Raw genomic sequence first — 20,766 nt, forward strand, 5'->3', positions numbered from 1 at the left:
TGCCCGTACTCCGTCGGCCGTGAGGCCGTGACCGAAGGGAAGACCCGATGTCCGAGATCCTGAAGCTGCAGAACCTCTCCGTGAGCGAGCCGGAGGGCTCCGAGGACCAGCAGGTGGCCGACTGGTCGACCGTCAGCAGCGGCTGCAACAACACGAGGGTCCCCGTCTAGTCCGTCCGCTCCTCCGCAGCACGCCGAGCGCCGGTTCCGCACCGCGTCGTACCCGACGCCCGGCCGTCGGGCCGCGAGGCCCGGCCGAAGGGAAGACCCGATGTCCGAGATCCTCAAGCTGCAGAACCTGTCCCTGAGCGGGCCGGAGGGCTCCGAGGACGAGCAGGCGGCCGACTGGTCGACCATGAGCCTGGTCTGCGGCGACGCCGACCGGATCGAGGTCTGACCCCTCCGCACCGCCCCGTACGGCGCACCGCACCGCATCGCACCGCACCGCACCGCATCGCACCCACTCCGCCCGGCCGCGAGGCCGTGACCGAAGGGAACCGCCATGTCCGAGATCCTGAAGCTCCAGAACCTCTCCCTGGGCGAGCCCGAGGGCTCCGAGGACCAGCAGGTCGCCGAGTGGTCGACCGTCAGCAGCGGCTGCAACAACACCAGAATCGAAGCCTGAGCCCCCGAGTCGTCATCCGTGAAGCGGCCGGCACACCCGGTGCCGGCCGCTTCGGCCGTGGTCCGAAAGGAGAGCAGACCCATGTCGGTCCGGACGCTCACCCCGCTGCACCGCAACCGCGACTACCAGCGGCTGTGGCTGGCTCACGCCCTCTCGGGCTTCGGGTCCCAGGCCAGCGCCATCGCGCTGCCCCTGGTCGTGCTGCACGCCACCGGATCGGTCACCGCGTTCGGCCTGGTGACCTTCACCGAGATCCTCGCCTCCGTCCTGGCGAGCCTGCCCGCCGGCGTCCTCGTCGACCGGCTCCCGCGCAAGGCCGTCCTGATCGTCAGCGACGCCGCCCGCGCCCTGGCCTACGTGGTGATGACGGCCGCCGTCCTCACCGACCGGGTCACCCTGTCCCTCGCCCTGTGCGTGGCCGTCGCCAACAGCGTCTTCGGCGCCCCCTTCGGCCCCGCCGCCTCCGCCGCCCTGCGCCATGTCGTGCCCCGTGAGCAGCTCGGCGCCGCGCTCTCCCTGAGCCAGGCCCGCTCGGCCGCCGTCACCCTCGCCGGGCCGCTGATCGGCGCCGCCCTCTACGCCGTGGCGCCCGCCCTGCCGTTCCTCGTCGACGCGCTCTCCTACCTGGCGTCCACGGTGTGCGTGGCCCTGGTCCGGCTGCCCGCCGGACGCCCCTCGGCCGCCGGGAGCCCGCCCCCGCCGAGCCTCGTCAAGGACCTGGGCACCGGCCTGCGGGAGGTGCGCCGCAGTCCCTTCCTGCGCTACACGCTGGTCAACGCCGCCCTGGTCAACCTGGCGTTCAGCGGCATCGTCCTGGTCCTGATCACCGGCGGCGCCCACAGCGCGTCGGGCGGCTACCACAACGCGGTGATCATCGCCGCCTCGGGCGCGGGCAACCTCGTCGGCTCCCTCGTCGCCGCCCGCACCAGCACCACCCTGGCCCCCCGCACCCTGGTGCTGTCCGTCTGCTGGAGCACCGCCCTCTTCACCCCGCTGCTCGCCCTGAGCACCCACATGGCCGCCCTCGCGCTGGTCATCGGGCTGTGCAGCCTGGCCACCCCGGCCGCCAACGCCGTGATCGCCGCCGCCCGGCTGCACAGCATCCCGGACCACCTCCAGGGCCGTGTGCAGACCGCCTGCGGACTGATCCCCGCCCTGATCATCCCCTTCGGCCCGCTGCTCACCAGCGCGCTGCTGACCCGGGTCGGCCCCGGCACCGTCCTCCTCGCCAACTCCGCCCTGCTGCTGGCGCTGGCCTGCTACAGCACCGTCAGCCCCGGCCTGCGCCGCATCCCCGACCTGCGCCCGCCGCGGCGGCCCGACCCCGCGCCGGACCCGGCGGAAGACCGCCCCGCCCCGGTGCCGGAGCGGGCCCCGGAACCGGCGCCCCCCGTGGCGGCGGCACCCTGAGGACCGTCCGTTTTCCGCGGCCCCGGCCGCCGTGCGACCCGCCCCGGACGCCCACCCCCCGTGCGCCTCGGCCCACCCCCCCGTGCGCCTCGGACCACGCATCCCGCGATCCGCGCCCCGCGCCCTTCCCGCACCGGGAGGGGCGCGTGCGCGTGCCCGGGGGAGCGGACGCCGAAGCTCAGATGTCCCTCAGCTCGATGGACGGCCGCTCCACCGGCTCCATAGGGTCGCCACCATGCCCGACATACCGCTGACCGCGCTCGTCCTGTTGTGTCTCGCGGCCTTCGCCGCCGGCTGGGTCGACGCCGTGGTCGGCGGCGGCGGTCTCGTGCTGCTGCCCGCGCTGCTGCTGGGCCTGCCCGCCGGGACCCCGGCCGCGCACGCCCTCGGCACCAACAAGGCCGTCGCCATCGTCGGCACCACCGGTGCCGCCGTGACCTACGCCCGCAAGGCCCCCGTCGACGTGCGCACCGCCGTCCGGATCGGGCTCGCGGCCCTCGCCGGATCGTCCGGCGGCGCCTTCTTCGCGGCCGGGATGAGCACCGAGGTGCTGAAGCCGGTGATCATGGTGGTGCTGCTGGGCGTCGCGGCCTTCGTCATCCTGCGCCCCTCCTTCGGCACCGGTCCCGCCCCCGCCGGACCGGCCGGGCCCCGCCGCGTCCTGGCCGCCATCGCCCTCGCCGGGGTCGGCATCGGCTTCTACGACGGCCTCATCGGCCCCGGCACCGGGACGTTCCTGGTGCTGGCGCTCACCGCCGTGCTCCACCTGGACCTGGTGACCGCCTCGGCCACCGCCAAGATCGTCAACTGCTGCACCAACGCGGGCGCCCTCGCCACCTTCGCCTGGCAGGGCGCCGTGCTCTGGCAGCTCGCCGCGCTGATGGCCGTCTTCAACCTGGGCGGCGGCACCCTCGGCGCGCACACCGCGCTCAAGCGGGGCAGCGGCTTCGTCCGCGTCGTCCTGCTCACCGTCGTCCTCGCCCTGGTGGCGAACCTGGCGTACGAGCAGTGGCTCGGCTGACGCCCCGCCCGGCGGGCCCGGTCGGCCCTGTGCGCCGGGCGGGCCGGGCGGCTCAGCGGACGCCGGTCAGACGGGCGTAGACGACCACGTTGCCCTGGTAGCCCGTCGCCCGGGAGTAGCCGCCCCCGCAGGTGATGACGCGCAGCTCGGGGCGGTCGGCGGCGCCGTACACCTTCTCGTCGGGGAAGTCCTTCGCGGCGTACACCTCCACCGCGTCCACCGTGAACACGGCCACCGTCCCGTCGCGCCGCTCGACCTCGATGGCGGCGCCCCTGCGCAGCGCCCCGAGCCGGTAGAAGACGGCGGGACCCCGGGCGTTGTCGACGTGCCCGGCGACGACGGCGGTGCCCCGCTCGCCGGGGACCGTCCCGGCCTCGTACCACCCGGCCAGGTCGGCGTCGTCGGCCGGCGGCACGTCCAGGCTCCCGGCGGCGGTCAGGCCGAGGCCCATCAGGGGGGCGTCCACGCCGATGGCGGGGATGCGGACGCGTTCCGGCGGGGACGGCGCCAGGGCCGGGGCGGCGGGCGCCTCGCGGCCGGGCGCGGTGCCGGCGGCGGACTGCGCGGCCGACGGCTGCGGCGGGGCCCCGGCACCGGTGCCGATCAGCAGCCACACCCCGGCGCAGAGCGCGACCGCGGTCCCGGCGGCTATCGCCGTATCACCCACCCTGCGCATGACGTCCCCTCTCGGACTCGTGGGGGTCCCCCGCCCCCTCCGGGCCGCGAGGGGCGTCGGGCCCGGAGGGGGCGGGGACGTGCGGTACCGGCCGACGGGCGGCGGAGGGTGCCCGTCAGATCCCGTCGCCTCTCGCCCGGCGATGCAGGAGCCAGGTACCGCCCGCGGCGGCGACGGCCAGAGCCGACACGCCCGCCGCGGTCTGCACGGGGTCGGGGCCCAACGCGCCGCCGACCCCCGTCTTGACGCTTCCCCTCGGGTACACCCGCTCGGGGTCCGCGGTCAGCGTGACCACCAGATCGCCCGTCACCCGCCGGCCGCCCTCCGCACAGGTGGCGACGATCTCGTACGTCCCCTGCTGCGCGCTCGGCGGCACCTCGAACCGGCCCGCCGCGACGCCCCTGCCGCCGTCCGGCGCCAGCGGGAACGTCCCGGCGCCCACGGCGCCCGCGTTGCCCACCGCCGCGCCGTGGCCCGCGCAGCTCGCCGTCTCCGCGATGGCCGGCTCACCCGGCACGACCGAGGCCGGGTACACCCTGAGCCCGCCGTCCTCCTCGCTCTGCCCGGCGTGTGCCGAGGAGGCGGTGGCGAGACCCGCTGCCGCGACGGCGAGCGCGGTACCGGTCAGCAGGCGGGCGGTACGTCGCATCGGTGCTGCTCCTTCGGGCTGTTCGGTGGCCCCTGCCCTACCGAGGAAAGTGGCACCCGACGCGGCCCGCTTGTCGAGAAGGCGCCCGCGCTGCGGTGAACGGGTGTCACCGGGGGCGCCGCCGCGGGCCGCCCGCCCGCCGTCCTGGCAGGTCACCGGGGTGACGCGGGGCGGAACCGAAAAAGATCCACCGGGCGCCCGGCGCGGGGGTGAACGGGTGACCGGACGGGCCCCGCCCCGCGTCACGCCCCCTGGGAGCCCGGCCCGGGGCCGGGGGAGCGCCGCCCACGGCCGCGGGGCCCGCGCGTACGCGCCCTCCACCGGGGGCGGCGCCCTCACCGGCGGTCAACCAGAGGCACCGGCAGGCGAGTTGGCCCTTCCCGCCGGGAGGCTCCGTCCCCCGAGGCCCACCCCGGGCACCTCCGGCCCAGCCCTCACCCGGCCAGGAGCCCGGCAGCCCGGGTCAGTTGTCTCCCGCCACCCGGGTCCGGTCACGCACCCCGGCCCCCGCCGGGCACCCCCGGGCTTCCCGGCACCCGGGGCCCACACCCCCGGCGCCGCCGGGCCCCGTCACGCATCCCGGCCCGCCAGGAGCCCCGGGCTCCCCGGCAACCCGAGGTCCGCGCTCCGGCACCCGGTACCCGGGGCCCCGCCAGGCACCCTGGCCATCCGGCTCCCCGCCAGGCACCTTCCGGCACCCCGGCACCCGCGCCCCCCGGGGGGCCACACCCCGGCACCCCAGCATCCGGGCCCCGTCCCCGGCACCCCGGGCACCGCCCCGTTCAGCGGGGCTCCGTCAGGGCCAGGGACACCCCCGGCTCCCTCGGGCCCAGGAACGTCGGGTCGGGCCGGAGCACCGCGTCCGCCGCCGCCTTGCCCGCCGCGAACAGCTCCCGCACGCCGCCGTAGTACCAGGTCGCGTCGTGCCTGGCGTCGACGCCGACGCCGTACGACGTCACGCCCGCCCGGCGGCAGAGCGCCACCGCGCGGCGGATGTGGAAGCCCTGGCTGATCAGGACCGCCCGGTCCACGCCGAAGACCTTCTTCGCCCTGACGCAGCTGTCCCAGGTGTCGAAGCCGGCGTGGTCGCTGACGATCCGCCCGTCGGGCACCCCCGCCCGGACCAGGTAGGCGCGCATCGCGTCCGGCTCGTCGTACTCCTCGCGGCCGTTGTCGCCGGTGACCAGGACCACCTCGATCCGCCCGGCCCGGTACAGCTCGGCCGCCGCGTCCAGCCGGTGCGCGAGATACGGCGACGGACCGCCCCGCCACAGCCCCGCGCCGAAGACGACCGCGACCTCGGTGCGCGGCACGTCCGCCGTGGTGTGCAGCCGCCCGGCCGACGCCAGGTGCGTCCAGGTCGCCGGGGTCAGCGCCAGCACGCAGACCGTCACCACCACCCGCACCAGCCGCCGCCACCCCCGGCGGGTGCGCGGCAGGCGCGGCCTCCCCGTCAGCTCCGTCACGCGGTTCGCCCAGCGGCGCATCGGCGCCCCCCTTCTCCCGTTCCGTCCCCGTCCCGGAGGACGTGCCCGGCCGCCGGGCGGTTCGCCGCCGGGCACGTGACCGGTTTCACCCCCGGCGGCCCCGGCGGTCGCACCGGACCCCCGCGTGTCCCGCCCGCCCCGGCTTCCGCCTACTGTTCAGTCATGGAAGGCACCGCACCCCCGGCCCCCTACGACCCGGCCTCGACCGCCCGCTGGGCGCCCGAACCGGACAAGCGCCCCGGGCGCACCGCCTTCCAGCGCGACCGCGCCCGGGTACTGCACTCCGCCGCGCTGCGCCGCCTCGCCGGCAAGACCCAGGTGGTCACACCGGGCGAGGGCAGTCCGGTCTGGGACGCCAGCCCCCGCACCCGGCTCACCCACTCCCTGGAGTGCGCCCAGGTCGGCCGCGAACTCGGTGCCGCCCTCGGCTGCGACCCGGACCTCGTGGAGGCCGCCTGTCTCTCCCACGACCTCGGCCACCCGCCCTTCGGGCACAACGGGGAGCAGGCGCTCAACGAGTTCGCCCGGGACTGCGGCGGCTTCGAGGGCAACGCCCAGTCCCTCCGGCTGCTCACCCGCATCGAGCCCAAGCGGTTCACCCCGGAGGGCTCCGTCGGCCTCAACCTGACCCGCGCCGCCCTCGACGCCGCCACCAAGTACCCCTGGCCGCGCGGCGCCCACCCCACCGACCCGGCCTCCCCCAAGTTCGGCGTGTACGACGACGACCGGCCCGTCTTCGCCTGGCTGCGCGAGGGCGCCCCCGCCGCCCGCACCTGCTTCGAGGCCCAGGTCATGGACTGGTCCGACGACGTGGCCTACTCCGTGCACGACCTGGAGGACGGGCTGCACGCCGGGCACATCGACCCCAACTGCCTGCTCGCGGACCCCGAGCGGGAGGACGTCTTCGCGGTCGCCGCCGGCCGCTACGCCCCCGCCGGCACCGCCCGCGCCGAACTCGCCGCCGCCCTCGACCGCCTCCTCGCCCAGGACTGGTGGCCGCACGGCTACGACGGCACGGCCGTCGCCCAGGCCCGCCTCAAGGACGCCACCAGCCAGCTCATCGGCCGCTTCTGCCTGGCCGCCGAGACCGCCACCCGGGCCGCGCACGGCACCGGGCGGCTCACCCGCTACACCGCCGAACTGGTCGTGCCCCGCGCGAGCCGCCTGGAGTGCGCCGTCCTCAAGGCCGTCGCCGACCGGTACGTGATGCAGCGCGCCGAACAGGAGCGGCTCCGCGCCGACCAGCGGATCGTGGTGGCGGAACTGGCCGCGGCGCTGACCGCCCGCGCCCCCGACGGGCTCGACCCGCAGTTCCGCAGCCTCTTCGACGCCGCGGGCGACGACCGGGCGCGCAAACGGGTGATCGTGGACCAGATCGCGTCCCTGACGGACGCCTCGGCCCGCTCCCTGCACGCCCGGCTGACCGGGCGCCGATAAGACTGACATGGCCGGAACGAGGAAATTGCCGCTGGCCTGATCGGGTCACTCCCCCTTCCCGCGCCACGCGGGGTGCGGGACGCTCGCATGTGGCGGCACCCTGACGAGGAGGCAACAAGTGGTCGACGCGGATCAGACATTCGTCATCGTCGGAGGAGGGCTGACCGGCGCCAAGGCGGCCGAGACGCTCCGCACCGAGGGATTCACCGGCAGGGTGATCCTCATCTGCGACGAGCGCGACCACCCCTACGAGCGCCCGGCCCTGTCCAAGGGCTTCCTGCTCGGCAAGGAGAGCCGGGACAGCGTCTTCGTGCACGAGCCGGCCTGGTACGCGCGGCACGACATCGAACTCCACCTCGGCCAGACCGTCGTCTCCGTCGACCGGGACGCCCGGACCGTCCACTACGGCGACGACGGCACCCGGGTCCGCTACGACAAGCTCCTCATCGCCACCGGTGCCGAGCCCCGCCGCCTCGACGTCCCCGGCACCGGCCTGGCCGGCGTCCACCATCTGCGCCGCCTCGCCCACGCCGAGCGGCTCAAGGGCGTCCTCGCCTCCCTGGGCCGCGACAACGGCCACCTGGTGATCGCCGGCGCCGGCTGGATCGGCCTGGAGGTCGCGGCGGCGGCCCGCGAGTACGGCGCGGAGGTCACCGTCGTCGAGCCCGGTCCCACCCCGCTGCACGGCGTCCTCGGCCCCGAGCTGGGCGGCGTCTTCGCGGACCTGCACCGCGAGCACGGCGTCCGCTTCCACTTCGGCGCCACCCTCACCGAGATCGTCGGCCGGGACGGCATGGTGCTCGCCGCCCGCACCGACGACGGCGAGGAGCACCCCGCCCACGACGTGCTGGCCGCCATCGGCGCCGCCCCGCGCACCGCCCTCGCCCAGGCGGCCGGGCTGGAGATCGCCGACCGCGCCCACGGCGGCGGCATCGTCGTCGACGAGCACCTGCGCACCTCCGACCCCGACATCCACGCCGCCGGGGACGTGGCCTCCTTCCCGCACCCCCTGTTCGGCACCCGGCTGCGCGTGGAGCACTGGGCCAACGCCCTCAACGGCGGCCCGGCCGCCGCCCGCGCCATGCTCGGCCGGGACGTCGTCCACGACCGGGTGCCCTACTTCTTCTCCGACCAGTACGACCTGGGCATGGAGTACTCCGGCTGGGCGCCCGCGGGCTCCTACGACCAGGTGGTGATCCGCGGCGACGCGGCGAAGCGCGAGTTCATCGCCTTCTGGGTGAAGGAGGGTCGGGTGCTGGCCGGGATGAACGTGAACGTGTGGGACGTCACCGAACCCGTCCAGGCCCTCATCCGCGCCAAGGCCCCGGTGGACACCGACGCCCTGGCCGACCCGCACGTGCCGCTGGACGCCCTGCTGCCCTGACCCCGGCGCCGCGCGGCCCCGGCCCCCGGCCGGCCCGTCCCCGGTCGGGGCCGTCGGGGCCGCCGCCGGGGCCACCGTAGACTTCGTTCCGTGGCCGGACGGATCAACGACGAGGACGTGAAGGCGGTACGGGACGCGGTCCCGATCGACGCCGTCGTCTCGGAGTACCTCCAGCTGCGCGGCGCGGGCGGCGGCAACCTCAAGGGCCTGTGCCCCTTCCACGACGAGAAGTCGCCGTCCTTCCAGGTCAGCCCGAGCAAGGGACTCTTCCACTGCTTCGGCTGCCAGGAGGGCGGCGACACCATCACCTTCGTGATGAAGGTCGACCACCTCACCTTCTCCGAGGCCGTCGAGCGGCTCGCCGCCCAGGCCGGCATCACCCTGCGCTACGAGGAGGGCGGGTACAACCCGACCCACCAGCGCGGCGAGCGCATCCGCCTGGTCGAGGCCCACAAGGTCGCCGCCCAGTGGTACGCGGAGCAGCTCGCCACCGGCGCCGAGGCCGACACCGGCCGCGCCTTCCTCGCCGACCGCGGCTTCGACCAGGCCGCCGCCGTCCACTTCGGCGTCGGCTACAGCCCCCAGGGCTGGGACCACCTCACCCGCTACCTGCGCGGCAAGGGCTTCAGCGACAAGGAGATCCTGCTCTCCGGCCTCGCCCAGGAGGGCCGCCGCGGCCCCATCGACCGCTTCCGCGGCCGGCTGATGTGGCCCATCCGGGACATCGGCGGCGACGTCGTCGGCTTCGGCGCCCGCAAGCTGTACGAGACGGACAACGGCCCGAAGTACCTCAACACCCCCGACACCCCGATCTACCGCAAGTCCCAGGTCCTCTACGGCATCGACCTCGCCAAGAAGGACATCGCCAAGGCGTCCCGCGCGGTCGTCGTCGAGGGCTACACCGACGTCATGGCCTGCCACCTGGCCGGGGTCACCACCGCCATCGCCACCTGCGGCACCGCCTTCGGCGGCGACCACATCAAGATCCTGCGCCGCCTCCTCATGGACAACGGGTCGGCCCGGGTGATCTTCACCTTCGACGGCGACGCGGCCGGGCAGAAGGCCGCGCTGCGGGCCTTCGAGGACGACCAGAAGTTCGCCGCCGAGACCTACATCGCCATCGCCCCCGACGGCATGGACCCCTGCGACCTGCGCCTGGCCAAGGGCGACGACGCCGTCGCCGACCTGGTCGAGCCCCGCACCCCGCTGTTCGAGTTCGCCCTGCGCCAGATCACCGGCCGCTACGACCTGGACACCCCCGCCGGGCGCGCCGCCGCGCTCGACGAGGCCGCTCCCGTCGTCGCCCGGATCAAGAACAGCGGCGCCCAGCACGAGGTCGCCGTGCAGCTCGCCGGGATGCTCGGCATCCTGGACACCCAGTTCGTCGTCCGGCGCGTCGCCCAGCTCGCCCGCTGGGCCCGCGAACGCGGCGGCAAGGGCGGCCCCGCCCCGGCCCCCGACCGGCAGCAGCGCGGCGGCGCCGGGTCCGCGCAGCCCCACGCCGCCGCCGACCGTCCCGCCCCGCGCGGCCCCGCGCTCAACCTGCGCAACCCGGTCTTCGCCACCGAACGGGAGCTGCTCAAGCTCGCCCTCCAGCGCCCCGAGCTGGTCTCCCCGGCCTTCGACGCCTACGGCGCCGACGAGTTCACCGCCCCGCCCTACGCGGCCGTGCGCCAGGCCATCCTGGAGGCGGGCGGCGCCGAACTCGGCGTCCAGGACCCGCAGGACTACCTGGTCCGGGTCCGCGACACCGCCCCCGACGACGCCGTCCGCGCCATGGTCACCGAACTCGCCGTCGAGGCGATCATGCTGCACCGGGGCGTCAAGGGCGTCGACGAGCTGTACGCCGGGGCCCAGCTCGTCACCGTCCGCCGCCGCGCGGTCGAGCGCCGCATCCACGAGATCACCGGCCGCCTCACCCGGCTCGCCGCCCACGGCGACCCCGCCGAACTGGCCGCCGTGCAGAACGAGCTGTGGGTCCTCCAGCAGTACGACCAGACCCTGCGCGAGCACGGCGCCACCGCCCTCTGACGGCGGCGCTCGCCCCGCCGGTGGCCCCGCCCGCGCCGCCGGCCGGGCGACGGCACCCGGCACCCCGTCGGCGCCCGTCCCGGAGCCCCGCGCGGGGCCGTGGCGGGCCCCGACGCGTCGGGCGCCCCGGAACGCCGCCCGCCCCGCGCTCCGTGCCGCCCCGCGTCCCGCGCCGCCCACCGGTCAGGACCCCCGGGGCAGCCCCGGACGTGCCGCGTCGCCGAGGCCCCCGGGTGGCGCTCCCGGGGCGCGCTCCTGGGGGCGCGCTCCCGGACGGCGGCCCGGGCGCCCCGGCCGTCCCGCCGGGGCGCGGGCACCCGGAGGCCCCGATGAGCCCGCCGTCACGGGCCGGACGCAAAAAGTCACCGCACGCCCCTCGTGGCGGCGATGTGCCGTACGCCACACTGGGGGCCGGTGCCCGAGTCCCCCGGAGCGCGGCCGGTCCGTCCTCCGACGGGCCCCGGACCCCCACCGGCCGTGTCCTCCGCGTACGGGACGGCCGGCGGTGAGCCCGCCGACCGCGCTCCCGCGGTACCGCCGAGGCCCCGCCGGCAGCGTTCATCCTGGAGGTCGCCACCCGTGCAGACCCGGACCCCCACCCAGACCGACGCGAGCACCCCGGGCGCGGCGCAGGACGCCGAGCGCGCCGTCCTCGTCGCCCCGCCCCCGCACGGCCGCGCCGCCCACCGCCCCGCGCTCCTGCCCGCCGTGCCCGCCGCCCCGGCCGTCCGCGGCGAACCCCGGACCGACGGCGCGCCCGGCGGCCACGGGGCGCCCCGCGCCGACGGCGCGCCCGGGAGCGGGGCCCCGCCCGGGGAGCCGGAGGAGGTCCGGCCCGCCGGACCGCCCAGGGCGCCCACCCGCACCGAGTCCGGCGGTCCCCTCTCGGACCTGTTCCGCCAGTACCTCCGCGAGATCGGCCGCATCCCCCTGCTCACCGCCGCCGAGGAGGTCGAACTCGCCCGCCGGGTCGAGGCCGGGCTGTTCGCCGAGGAGAGGCTGAGGCTCGCCCCGGGCCCGGACGGCCGCCTCGCCCACGACCTCGACCGCCTGGTCGTCATGGGCCGGGTCGCCAAGCGCCGCCTGATCGAGGCCAACCTGCGGCTCGTCGTCTCCGTCGCCAAGCGCTACATCGGCCGCGGCCTGACCATGCTCGACCTGGTCCAGGAGGGCAACGTCGGCCTGATCCGCGCCGTGGAGAAGTTCGACTACACCCGCGGCTACAAGTTCTCCACCTACGCCACCTGGTGGATCCGCCAGGCCATGTCCCGGGCCCTGGCCGACCAGGCCCGCACCATCCGCGTCCCCGTGCACGTCGTGGAGCTGATCAACCGGGTCGTCCGCGTCCAGCGCCTCATGCTCCAGGAGCAGGGCCGCGAACCCACCGCGCAGGAGGTCGCCGCCCGCCTGGAGCTGACCCCGGAACGCGTCGGCGAGGTGCTGCGGCTGGCCCAGGAGCCGGTCTCCCTGCACACCCCGGTGGGGGAGGAGGACGACGTCTCGCTCGGCGACCTGATAGAGGACGGCGACGCCGCCAGCCCCGTGGAGTCGGCCGCCTTCCTGCTGCTGCGCCGGCATCTGGACGCGGTCCTGTCCACCCTCGGGGAGCGCGAGCGCAAGGTGGTCCAGCTCCGGTACGGACTGGACGACGGCCGCCCGCGCACCCTGGAGGAGATCGGCCGCCTCTTCGGCGTCACCCGCGAGCGCATCCGCCAGATCGAGTCCAAGACCCTCGGCAAGCTCCGCGACCACGCCTACGCCGACCAGTTGCGCGGTTACCTGGACTGACCGGCGGGCACGGGGGCGCCGCCCGGACCGGCGCCGAGCACCGCCCCCGCCCCTGTCCGTGCCCCCCGCCAGGGACCGGCACCGAGCCCCGGTCCCGTCCCCGCCCTCCGTCCGGACGCGCCGAAGGGGTGCCCCCGCCCGGGGAGCACCCCTTCACCGGTCCCGGCGGATCAGTCCACCTCGGCCACCGCCTGCGCGAACTGCGCCTCGTACAGCCGGGCGTACGCCCCGCCCGCCGCGAGCAGCCGCGCGTGCGTGCCCTGCTCCACGATGGACCCGTCCTCCATCACCAGGATCGTGTCCGCGTCCCGGATCGTGGAGAGCCGGTGCGCGATAACGAACGAGGTCCGCCCGTGCGCCAGCTTGGCCATCGCCTTCTGGATCAGCACCTCGGTACGGGTGTCCACGGAGGAGGTCGCCTCGTCCAGCACCAGGATCACCGGGTCGGACAGGAACGCCCGCGCGATGGTGATGAGCTGCTTCTCGCCCGCGCTGACCCCCGTCCCCTCGTCGTCGAGCACCGTGTCGTAGCCGTCCGGCAGCGTCCGTACGAACCGGTCGGCGTGCGCGGCCCGCGCCGCCTCCTCGATCTCGCCGCGCGTCACCTCGCGCGCCGCCCCGTACGCGATGTTCTCCGCGATGGTGCCGCCGAACAGCCAGGTGTCCTGGAGCACCATGCCGATCCCGGCGCGCAGTTCGTCCCGGGACATCGTGGCGATGTCCACGCCGTCCAGCGTGATCCGCCCGCCCGACACCTCGTAGAACCGCATCAGCAGGTTGACCAGCGTCGTCTTGCCCGCGCCGGTCGGCCCGACGATGGCCACGGTGTGGCCGGGCTCCACCGCCAGCGACAGGTCCTCGATCAGCGGCCGGTCCTCGTCGTAGCGGAAGGAGACGTGCTCCAGCTCCACCCGCCCGCGCAGCTCCTCGGGCCGCACGCCCGGGATCGGGTCCGCCGACTGTTCCTCGGCGTCCAGCAGCTCGAAGATCCGCTCCGCCGACGCCACGCCGGACTGGACCAGGTTCGCCATCGACGCCACCTGCGTCAGCGGCATCGAGAACTGCCGGGAGTACTGGATGAACGCCTGCACGTCGCCGATCGACAGCGAGCCCGACGCCACCCGCAGTCCGCCGACCACCGCGACCAGCACGTAGTTCAGGTTGGACACGAACATCATCAGCGGCTGCATGATCCCGCTGTTGAACTGCGCCCGGAACCCGGCCTCGTACAGCGCCTCGTTCTGCTCCGCGAACTGCCGCGCGGACTCCTCCTGCCGCCCGAACACCTTCACCAGGGTGTGCCCGGTGTACATCTCCTCGATGTGCGCGTTCAGCTCGCCGGTGGAGCGCCACTGCCGCACGAACTGCGGCTGCGACCGCTTGCCCACCCGGGTGGCCACCACGAACGACAGCGGCACGGTCACCAGCGCGACCAGCGCGAGGATCCAGGAGACGTAGAACATCATCGCCAGCACGCCGACGATGGTCAGCAGCGAGTTGATCAGCTGGCCCATCGACTGCTGGAGCGTCTGGCCGATGTTGTCGATGTCGTTGGTGGCGCGGGACAGCACCTCGCCGCGCCGGCTCCGGTCGAAGTACGACAGCGGCAGCCGCGACAGCTTCGTCTGCACGTCCTCGCGCAGCCGGAACATCGTCCGGTTGACCGCCCGGTTCACCAGCCGGGTGGCCACCGCCATCAGCACCCCGGCCACCGCGAAGGTGCCCAGCGCCAGCAGCAGCACCTCACCGACGGCCCCGAAGTCGATGCCCCGGCCCGGGGTGAACTCCGTGCCGCGCAGCATGTCCGCGATGCCGCCCCGCCCCTGCTCCCGCAGCGAGTCGAGGACCTGCTCCTTGGTCTGCCCGGCCGGCAGGTCGCGTCCGACGATGCCGCCGAAGACGAGGTCGGTGGCGCGGCCGAGGATCTTCGGCCCGATCACGTTGAGCCCGACGCTGACGACCAGGCAGGCCAGCAGCGTGTACAGGGTGGTCCGCTCCGGCCGGAACTGACCCATGAGCCGCTTGCTCGACCCCTTGAAGTCCATGGAGCGCTGGTCCGGGCCGCCCCCGGCCATCATGCGTGCCGCAGGCCCGGCCATCAGGCAGCCTCCGCTTCCGTGAGCTGGGAGAGGACGATCTCCCGGTAGGTCTCGTTCTCCGCCATCAGTTCCTCGTGCCGCCCGGAGCCGACCACGCGGCCCCCGTCCAGCACGATGATCCGGTCGGCGTCCCGGATGGTCGCCACCCGCTGCGCGACGATCACCACGGTGGCGTCCGCCGTCTCCCGGCCCAGCTCGGCCCGCAGGGCGGCGTCGGTGGCGTAGTCGAGCGCCGAGAAGGAGTCGTCGAACAGGTAGATCTCCGGGCGCTGCACCAGGGTGCGGGCGATGGCCAGGCGCTGGCGCTGGCCGCCGGAGACGTTGGTGCCGCCCTGGGCGATGGGCGCGTCGAGCCCGCCCTCCAGCCGCTCCACGAACTCCCTGGCCTGCGCCACCTCCAGGGCGCGCCACAGCCGCTCGTCGCTCGCGTCCGGGTCGCCGTAGCGCAGGTTGCCGGCGACGGTGCCCGCGAAGAGGTACGGCTTCTGCGGCACCAGCCCCACCACCCGGGCCAGCAGCGCCGGGTCGACGGTGCGCACGTCCACCCCGTCGACCAGCACCTCGCCGTCGGTGGCGTCGAACAGCCGGGGGACCAGCCCGAGCAGGGTGGACTTGCCGCTGCCGGTGGAGCCGATGACGGCGGTGGTCTCGCCCGGCCGGGCGGTCAGGTCGATGCCCCGCAGCACCGGCTCCTCGGCGCCCGGATAGCGGAACCCGGTGCCGCGCAGCTCCAGGTGCCCGCGCCGGCGCAGCTCGGTGACCGGCGCCGCGGGCGGCACCACGCTGCTCCGGGTGTCCAGCACCTCATGGATGCGCTCGGCGCACACCTCGGCGCGCGGCACCATCATGAACATGAAGGTGGCCATCATCACGGACATGACGATCTGCATGAGGTAGGCGAGGAACGCGGTCAGGTCGCCGATCTGCATGCCGCCGCTCTCGATCCGGTGGGCGCCGAACCAGACCACCGCGATCGACGACAGGTTGACCACCGTCATGACCACCGGGAACATCAGCGCCAGCAGGTTGCCGGCGCCCAGCGCCACCTCGGTCAGCTCCGCGTTGGCCCGGCGGAACCGCTGCTGCTCGTACTCGTCGCGCACGAACGCCCGGATCACCCGGTTGCCGGTGATCTGCTCGCGCAGCACCCGGTTCACCGTGTCCAGGCGCACCTGCATGGAGCGGAACAGGGGCCGCAGCCGCCGCACGATCAGCGTCACGCAGACGGCCAGCACCGGGACGACCCCGACCAGGACGCCGGACAGCGGCACGTCCAGGCCCAGCGCCATGACGATGCCGCCGACGCACATGATGGGCGCCGACACCATCAGCGTGAACGACATCAGGGCGAGCATCTGCACCTGCTGCACGTCGTTGGTGGTCCGCGTGATCAGCGAGGGCGCGCCGAAGGCGCCCACCTCGCGGGCCGAGAACGACTGCACCCGGCCGAAGACGGCCCCCCGCAGGTCCCGGCCGAGCGCGGAGGCGGTGCGGGCGCCGTAGTAGACGGCCCCGATGTTGCACACGACCTGGGCCAGGGAGATGCCGATCATCACCGCGCCGAAGCGCAGGATGTGGCCGGAATCGCCCTTCACCACGCCGTCGTCGATGATGTCGGCGTTCAGCGTGGGCAGGTAGAGGCTGGCGCAGGTCTGCAGGAACTGCAGCGCCACCAGCAGCGCGATGGGTTTCTTGTAGGGCCTGAGATAGGCCCTGAGAAGTCGTATGAGCACACTGGGTCTCTCGGAGTGGGCGGCGGGGGCGGATGGCTGCCCTTGGCACCCATCGTCGAACACTCCACCGGTGTTACTTCAACCGATTAACCCGACAGGGCGGAACTTCCGGCCGTACGGGGGGCGCCGCGGCCCCGGCCGCCCGGCGCGGCGGGCGGCCGGCACGGTCCGGGCCCGCGGCCCGCGGCCCGCCGGGCGGCTGCGCCCGTCCCGGCCTCCCCGTCCCGGCCTCCCTGACCCGGCAGCCCGTCCCGGTCGCCCGGTTCGACGCGTTGTGCCGCGGCCCGTCCCGGTGACTCGTCCGCGGGCAGGCACCCCGCCCGCGGGCAGGCACCCCGGCCCCCCCCGAGGGCGGACGTCCGGCCCGCCCGGCAGGCGCCCCCCGTCGGCCGCCCGAGCCCGGGAGGTAAGCGCGCGGGGGTACGGCGGGGTGCGCGGAACTGTCCCCCGGCCGTCCCCTCCCGGCCGTCCGCCGTCGCCCCGGCTCAGCCGAAGGCGCCCGGGTGGGTCTGCTCCCGTACGGACACGTACTGCTGGCGCACCGCCTGGCCCACCGCCAGTTCCTCGCCCGGGTCCAGCACCTCCGCCGCCGCGCCCTGCCAGGCCGGGCAGGAGTGCGGGGCGAGGGTGCCCCGCGAGACGCCCAGCGACCAGGCCGCCTGCCGGGCCGCGCCGATCGCCGCGTAGTCCGCCGGCTCCGGCACCACCACCTGGGCGCCGAACAGCGCCGGTGCCATCGCCCGCACGGCCGGGAGTTCGGCCGCCCCGCCCAGCAGGAACACCCGCCGCACGTCCACGCCCCGGCCGCGCAGCACGTCCAGGGCGTCCGCGAGACCGCAGAGCATGCCCTCGAACGCGGCCCGCGCCAGGTGCTCCGGCTTCATCGACTCGCGCCGCAGCCCCGCCAGTGTGCCGGCGGTGTGCGGCAGGTTGGGCGTCCGCTCGCCCTCCAAGTACGGCAGCAGCACCAGCCCGTGGGAGCCCGGCGTCGACTTCATCGCCAGGTCGGACAGCCCCTCCAGATCCGGCACGCCCAGCAGACCGGCCGCCCCGCGCAGGGCCCGCACCGCGTTCAGGGTGGTGACGACGGGCAGGTGCATCCCGGTGGCGTCGGCCAGCGAGGTGATCATCCCGGACTGGTCGACCAGCGGTTCGGAGTGCACGGCCATCACGGAGCCGGAGCCGCCCAGCGACACCACCGCGTCGCCCAGCCCGATGCCGAGCCCGAAGGCGGCGGCCATCGTCTCGCCCGTCCCGGCGGAGATCAGCAGCCCCTCCGGGGTCGTGCCGGCCGCCTCGGCGGGGCCGATCACCTCCGGCAGCAGGGGCAGGTGGCCGAGGGCCAGTTCGACGAGGTCCGGGCGGTAGCCGCCGGTGGCCGCCGACCAGTAGCCCGTGCCGGAGGCGCCGCCCCGGTCGGTGGTGTGCCGCCCCGGGCGCCCCAGCAGCTGCCACACCAGCCAGTCGTGCGCCTGGAGCAGCGCCGCGGTGCGGGCGGCGGCCTCGGGCTCGGTACGGGCCAGCCAGCGCAGCTTGGTCACCGGGTGCGCGGCCTGCGGCACACAGCCCACCGCCTGCGCCCACGCCTCGCGCCCGCCGAGCGCGTCGACCAGATCGGCGGCGGCCACCTGGGCCCGCTTGTCGGCGCCCACCAGGGCGGGCCGCACGGTGCCGCCCTGGGCGTCCAGCGGCACGACCGCGTCGGGCTGGGCCGAGACCCCGATGGCCTGGACGCCCTCCAGCAGCCCGCCGCCCGCGGCCTCGCCCAGGGACAGCAGCCAGGCCTGCGGGTCGACGTCGGCCGGACGGCCTCCGCCCTCGGGGCTCTCCACCGGATGCGGCGCGTATCCCTGCCGGAGCACGGCACCCGTGTCCGCATCACAGACGACGATACGAGTGAAATCGGGCGAACTGTCCAGCCCGGCGACTATCCCCATGCCCGAATTCTGCCGCACCGCGCGCGGTATCCGTACCCGGCGCGGGAACGGGCGGTCCGGCGGGGTCAGGTGTTGCTGGTGCCCCAGTCGTCGGAGCCGTTCCGGGCACCGCGCTCGCGCAGCGCCTGCACCCGCTGGGCGACCGAGTCGGGCATCCGGTCGCCCACCTTGTGGCTCACGGCGCTGTAGGCGCGGTCGGCGAAGTGCCGCCCCTGCTGCGCGGCCGACTCGGCGGTGTTGCGGACCGCCGGATTCTGTGCGACCTGGCGAGCGGACCTCCGCAACTGCTCGTACCGCTCGCGGCCGGCCTTCGTGCCGAGCACGTAACCGACGGCCAGTCCGACGACGAACGTGAGGCGATAACGCATGGCGGCCACCCTTCCCTTGCCTGGTGCCGTAGGAGTCTGCGGGAGCGGGGGAGTACCGATTGGCGGAGCACCCCCCTGCTTGCGCTAATGTATGTGTCGCAGCGAACGCACGCCCCTGGTGGGTACCCGGGACGAGGCGTTCGATGCGACGAGGCATTCCTCCGTAGCTCAATTGGCAGAGCAGCCGGCTGTTAACCGGCAGGTTACTGGTTCGAGTCCAGTCGGGGGAGCTCGGTCCTCCGTAGCTCAATTGGCAGAGCAGCCGGCTGTTAACCGGCAGGTTACTGGTTCGAGTCCAGTCGGGGGAGCATCGTGAACCAGGGCCCTTCGGGGTCCTTTTTCATGTCTCCCGCCTCCCCGGGGAACCACCCGCCGCACCGCGGAGTCCTCATGGTCAGGAAGGTGCCGTGGAAGCCGACCATCCGAGGCAGGAGATCGTATGAGCGGCTATGCTGCGGCAGACGGCGCGCACACATGTACGCGACACGCCGCTATGGGGCGGTAGCTCAGCCGGTTAGAGCAGCGGACTCATAATCCGTCGGCCGTGGGTTCGAGTCCCACCCGCCCCACCAGAGAAGGATCTCGCACACCGCTGTGACCTGCTCCGGAAGGCGTGGCGCCGGTTCGCGGCGATCGGTGGTCCCCGGCGTCAGCCGCGTGGTGACGGCCGGTCGGCGGTGCGTCGGGAGAGGAGCCCGGCCGGCAGCATGAGGGCGAGGCCGATGCCCACACCGCAGAGCGTCCACAGCACCCGGTAGCCCTCGGCGGCGTTGTCGGAGGGCTGCGGCAGGCCCACCAGGACGAGCGCTCCGGCGGCGATGGCCGCGCTGTAGAACGCGTAGTTCCAGAAGCGGATCAGCGCACCGTGCATCAGCAGGACGAGTGCGACGACTTCGAGCCCGCGCTCCACCGCGAACAGTCTGAGGCCGTTCTCGCCCGCGGGCACCCACAGCAGCAGCGCGGCGACGAGGGCGCCGATCAGCGCGCCGGTGAGCCGCTGCGCGGCGGTGAGCGCGGCCTGCTCCAGGCCGGGCTTCATCGCGATCATGGCCGCGATGGGGATCCAGTAGCCGTGCGGGAGGTCGAGCCCGAACGCCAGCGCGAACGTTCCGGCGGCGACCACCGCGCGGATCACCGCGAACAGGACCGGCGGACGGGTCAGCCTCCTCCGTGCCGTGTCGCCCGGGAGTTCCGGGAAGGGCCGGTCCTGGTCCGTGCGCCCCCGGGCGAGCCACCAGAGGAGGGCCACCGTGATCCACAGTGCCGCCCCTCCGGTCCAGGAGAGCACCTGCGCCCAGACGTGGCTGGTGACGTGGGGGTCCCCGTGGATGCCGGACTCGAATCCGACCGCGACGACGAACCAGATGTTGAGCAGCAGCGCGTCGACGAACCTGCGCACCCCGAACGCGACCGCCAGCCCGGCCGCCAGCGTGACCCCGAACGCGGCGAGCACCAGCAGGCCCCAGGCGTCGGAGCCGATGCCGAAGCCCAGGGCGGTCACCCCGGCGCCGGCCGCCGCGAAGAGGGAGATGCGGAGCGCGCGGGTGCCGTACCCGCCCCCGGGGTCGGCCAGCGCCGCGAACAGCAGGCCGAACAGCGCGCTGAGCAGGTACACCTCGTGCCCGATCGCCCAGAAGACGAACATCGGCACCAGCGCGGCGTCCAGGAACGCCACGGCGCGCGGCCAGTTCAGCCCCTCGGGGTGGAGCGCGAACACCTTCGACAGCCAGGCCCCGGCCCGTCCCCGGCCGACGGACTGCCCTGCGGATCTGCTCTCGGTGGCCACGACCCCTCTCCCTCCAGCGCGCGCGGTGCAAGGGACATGCACCTCGGGTGAGGAATTCTGCGATTCCGTGACGTGCGCGACGCGGCGACCCGCCGGGAGCGGGCGAGGAGAGGCGTGCCACCGCCCCTGCGGCGACACCGGCCGGCGGGGGGACGACTCGCGGGAGCCGGCCGAGGTCCGTGCTCCGACCGGGCCGGGCCCTCCGCAGGGCGGGCGGTGTCCCGCGCCGCGCCCCTCGCCGGCCCGACGGGGACTCCGCGGAGACCGGGCGGTGCACGCCGAGGGCGCCCGGCCCGATGAGAATGGCCGCCCGACCAGGGGTCGAAAAGCATGTTC

Annotated in this window: 16 protein-coding genes, 3 tRNA genes and 1 pseudogene; 12 read left to right on the forward strand and 8 right to left on the reverse strand. The window is 74.9% G+C overall.

The window, feature by feature from the left end; translation table 11 throughout:
• Positions 1–47: 47 nt before the first annotated feature.
• The 5 genes from ACZ7LB_RS00490 (at position 48) to ACZ7LB_RS00510 (ending at position 3,055) form a co-directional block, all read left to right on the forward strand.
• Positions 48–170: a hypothetical protein gene (locus ACZ7LB_RS00490; RefSeq protein WP_272919276.1), complete on the forward strand. Its 123-nt coding sequence runs from the start codon at positions 48–50 to the stop codon at positions 168–170.
• A 100-nt stretch (positions 171–270) separates the two neighbouring features.
• The gene (locus tag ACZ7LB_RS00495; RefSeq protein ID WP_471464382.1) at positions 271–396 is read left to right on the forward strand and encodes a hypothetical protein; all 126 of its coding nucleotides are present in this window, start codon (positions 271–273) and stop codon (positions 394–396) included.
• A 105-nt stretch (positions 397–501) separates the two neighbouring features.
• Positions 502–624, forward strand: a complete 123-nt coding sequence (locus ACZ7LB_RS00500; protein ID WP_471464384.1) for a hypothetical protein — start codon at positions 502–504, stop codon at positions 622–624.
• Positions 625–705: 81 nt separating this feature from the next.
• Positions 706–2,034 carry an MFS transporter gene (locus ACZ7LB_RS00505; protein ID WP_471464385.1) on the forward strand — a complete coding sequence of 443 codons (1,329 nt, stop codon included), beginning with the start codon at positions 706–708 and terminating at the stop codon, positions 2,032–2,034.
• A gap of 235 nt (positions 2,035–2,269) precedes the next feature.
• On the forward strand, positions 2,270–3,055 hold the full coding sequence (locus ACZ7LB_RS00510) for a sulfite exporter TauE/SafE family protein (protein WP_471464387.1): 786 nt from the start codon (positions 2,270–2,272) through the stop codon (positions 3,053–3,055).
• Positions 3,056–3,107: 52 nt separating this feature from the next.
• Here ACZ7LB_RS00510 and ACZ7LB_RS00515 read toward each other — a convergent pair whose 3' ends face one another.
• The 3 genes from ACZ7LB_RS00515 to ACZ7LB_RS00525 form a co-directional block, all read right to left on the reverse strand.
• Positions 3,108–3,731 carry a class F sortase gene (locus tag ACZ7LB_RS00515; RefSeq protein WP_471464389.1) on the reverse strand — a complete coding sequence of 208 codons (624 nt, stop codon included), beginning with the start codon at positions 3,729–3,731 and terminating at the stop codon, positions 3,108–3,110.
• A gap of 115 nt (positions 3,732–3,846) precedes the next feature.
• Positions 3,847–4,380 (reverse strand): hypothetical protein, encoded by a 534-nt coding sequence (locus ACZ7LB_RS00520; protein ID WP_471464391.1) that lies wholly within the window; start codon positions 4,378–4,380, stop codon positions 3,847–3,849.
• 782 nt (positions 4,381–5,162) lie between these two features.
• Positions 5,163–5,867, reverse strand: coding sequence for a SanA/YdcF family protein (locus tag ACZ7LB_RS00525; protein WP_471464393.1), 705 nt, complete (start codon positions 5,865–5,867; stop codon positions 5,163–5,165).
• 162 nt (positions 5,868–6,029) lie between these two features.
• On the opposite strand from ACZ7LB_RS00525, the gene ACZ7LB_RS00530 reads away from it, so the two are divergent.
• The 4 genes and pseudogenes from ACZ7LB_RS00530 to ACZ7LB_RS00545 all read left to right on the forward strand — a co-directional run.
• Positions 6,030–7,304 carry a deoxyguanosinetriphosphate triphosphohydrolase gene (locus tag ACZ7LB_RS00530; protein ID WP_471464395.1) on the forward strand — a complete coding sequence of 425 codons (1,275 nt, stop codon included), beginning with the start codon at positions 6,030–6,032 and terminating at the stop codon, positions 7,302–7,304.
• A gap of 118 nt (positions 7,305–7,422) precedes the next feature.
• A complete protein-coding gene (locus ACZ7LB_RS00535; protein WP_471464397.1) occupies positions 7,423–8,688 on the forward strand; it encodes an NAD(P)/FAD-dependent oxidoreductase in 1,266 nt (421 codons plus the stop codon).
• A gap of 90 nt (positions 8,689–8,778) precedes the next feature.
• Positions 8,779–10,719, forward strand: a complete 1,941-nt coding sequence (gene dnaG / locus ACZ7LB_RS00540; RefSeq protein WP_471464398.1) for a DNA primase — start codon at positions 8,779–8,781, stop codon at positions 10,717–10,719.
• A 545-nt stretch (positions 10,720–11,264) separates the two neighbouring features.
• Positions 11,265–12,507, forward strand: a pseudogene (locus ACZ7LB_RS00545) (RNA polymerase sigma factor); the annotation flags it as partial.
• 170 nt (positions 12,508–12,677) lie between these two features.
• Here ACZ7LB_RS00545 and ACZ7LB_RS00550 read toward each other — a convergent pair.
• From ACZ7LB_RS00550 to ACZ7LB_RS00565, 4 genes are all read right to left on the reverse strand, one after another.
• Complete coding sequence (locus tag ACZ7LB_RS00550) at positions 12,678–14,606, reverse strand: ABC transporter ATP-binding protein (protein ID WP_471464400.1); 1,929 nt, start codon at positions 14,604–14,606, stop codon at positions 12,678–12,680.
• Entirely contained in the window at positions 14,606–16,339 is a 1,734-nt protein-coding gene (locus ACZ7LB_RS00555) for an ABC transporter ATP-binding protein (RefSeq protein WP_471464402.1), read from the reverse strand. Before ACZ7LB_RS00555 ends, ACZ7LB_RS00550 begins: the two co-directional genes overlap by 1 nt.
• Positions 16,340–16,824: 485 nt before the next feature.
• The gene (locus tag ACZ7LB_RS00560; protein ID WP_471464404.1) at positions 16,825–18,276 is read right to left on the reverse strand and encodes a xylulokinase; all 1,452 of its coding nucleotides are present in this window, start codon (positions 18,274–18,276) and stop codon (positions 16,825–16,827) included.
• A gap of 65 nt (positions 18,277–18,341) precedes the next feature.
• Positions 18,342–18,644, reverse strand: a complete 303-nt coding sequence (locus ACZ7LB_RS00565) for a YtxH domain-containing protein (RefSeq protein WP_471464406.1) — start codon at positions 18,642–18,644, stop codon at positions 18,342–18,344.
• A gap of 157 nt (positions 18,645–18,801) precedes the next feature.
• Between ACZ7LB_RS00565 and ACZ7LB_RS00570 the strand changes: the two genes are divergently transcribed.
• From ACZ7LB_RS00570 to ACZ7LB_RS00580, 3 genes are all read left to right on the forward strand, one after another.
• Positions 18,802–18,874, forward strand: a tRNA-Asn gene (locus tag ACZ7LB_RS00570).
• 5 nt (positions 18,875–18,879) lie between these two features.
• A tRNA-Asn gene (locus tag ACZ7LB_RS00575) sits at positions 18,880–18,952 on the forward strand.
• A gap of 187 nt (positions 18,953–19,139) precedes the next feature.
• Positions 19,140–19,216: transfer RNA gene (locus tag ACZ7LB_RS00580), tRNA-Ile, on the forward strand.
• 77 nt (positions 19,217–19,293) lie between these two features.
• On the opposite strand, the gene ACZ7LB_RS00585 is transcribed toward ACZ7LB_RS00580, so the two are convergent.
• Positions 19,294–20,430, reverse strand: coding sequence for an FUSC family protein (locus tag ACZ7LB_RS00585; RefSeq protein WP_471464408.1), 1,137 nt, complete (start codon positions 20,428–20,430; stop codon positions 19,294–19,296).
• Between the last annotated feature and the right edge of the window lie 336 nt (positions 20,431–20,766).

It is taken from the genome of Streptomyces sp. NPDC107521, from assembly GCF_055598485.1.

Excerpts from the sequence above, each read along its gene's own strand:
- ACZ7LB_RS00490 (WP_272919276.1), top strand. The coding sequence starts at position 48 with ATGTCCGAGATCCTGAAGCTGCAGAACCTCTCCGTGAGCGAGCCGGAG.
- ACZ7LB_RS00550 (WP_471464400.1), bottom strand. The coding sequence starts at position 14,606 with ATGGCCGGGCCTGCGGCACGCATGATGGCCGGGGGCGGCCCGGACCAG.
- ACZ7LB_RS00530 (WP_471464395.1), top strand. The coding sequence starts at position 6,030 with ATGGAAGGCACCGCACCCCCGGCCCCCTACGACCCGGCCTCGACCGCC.
- ACZ7LB_RS00560 (WP_471464404.1), bottom strand. The coding sequence starts at position 18,276 with ATGGGGATAGTCGCCGGGCTGGACAGTTCGCCCGATTTCACTCGTATC.
- ACZ7LB_RS00500 (WP_471464384.1), top strand. The coding sequence starts at position 502 with ATGTCCGAGATCCTGAAGCTCCAGAACCTCTCCCTGGGCGAGCCCGAG.
- ACZ7LB_RS00495 (WP_471464382.1), top strand. The coding sequence starts at position 271 with ATGTCCGAGATCCTCAAGCTGCAGAACCTGTCCCTGAGCGGGCCGGAG.
- ACZ7LB_RS00515 (WP_471464389.1), bottom strand. The coding sequence starts at position 3,731 with ATGCGCAGGGTGGGTGATACGGCGATAGCCGCCGGGACCGCGGTCGCG.
- ACZ7LB_RS00565 (WP_471464406.1), bottom strand. The coding sequence starts at position 18,644 with ATGCGTTATCGCCTCACGTTCGTCGTCGGACTGGCCGTCGGTTACGTG.
- ACZ7LB_RS00505 (WP_471464385.1), top strand. The coding sequence starts at position 706 with ATGTCGGTCCGGACGCTCACCCCGCTGCACCGCAACCGCGACTACCAG.
- ACZ7LB_RS00520 (WP_471464391.1), bottom strand. The coding sequence starts at position 4,380 with ATGCGACGTACCGCCCGCCTGCTGACCGGTACCGCGCTCGCCGTCGCG.
- ACZ7LB_RS00525 (WP_471464393.1), bottom strand. The coding sequence starts at position 5,867 with ATGCGCCGCTGGGCGAACCGCGTGACGGAGCTGACGGGGAGGCCGCGC.
- ACZ7LB_RS00510 (WP_471464387.1), top strand. The coding sequence starts at position 2,270 with ATGCCCGACATACCGCTGACCGCGCTCGTCCTGTTGTGTCTCGCGGCC.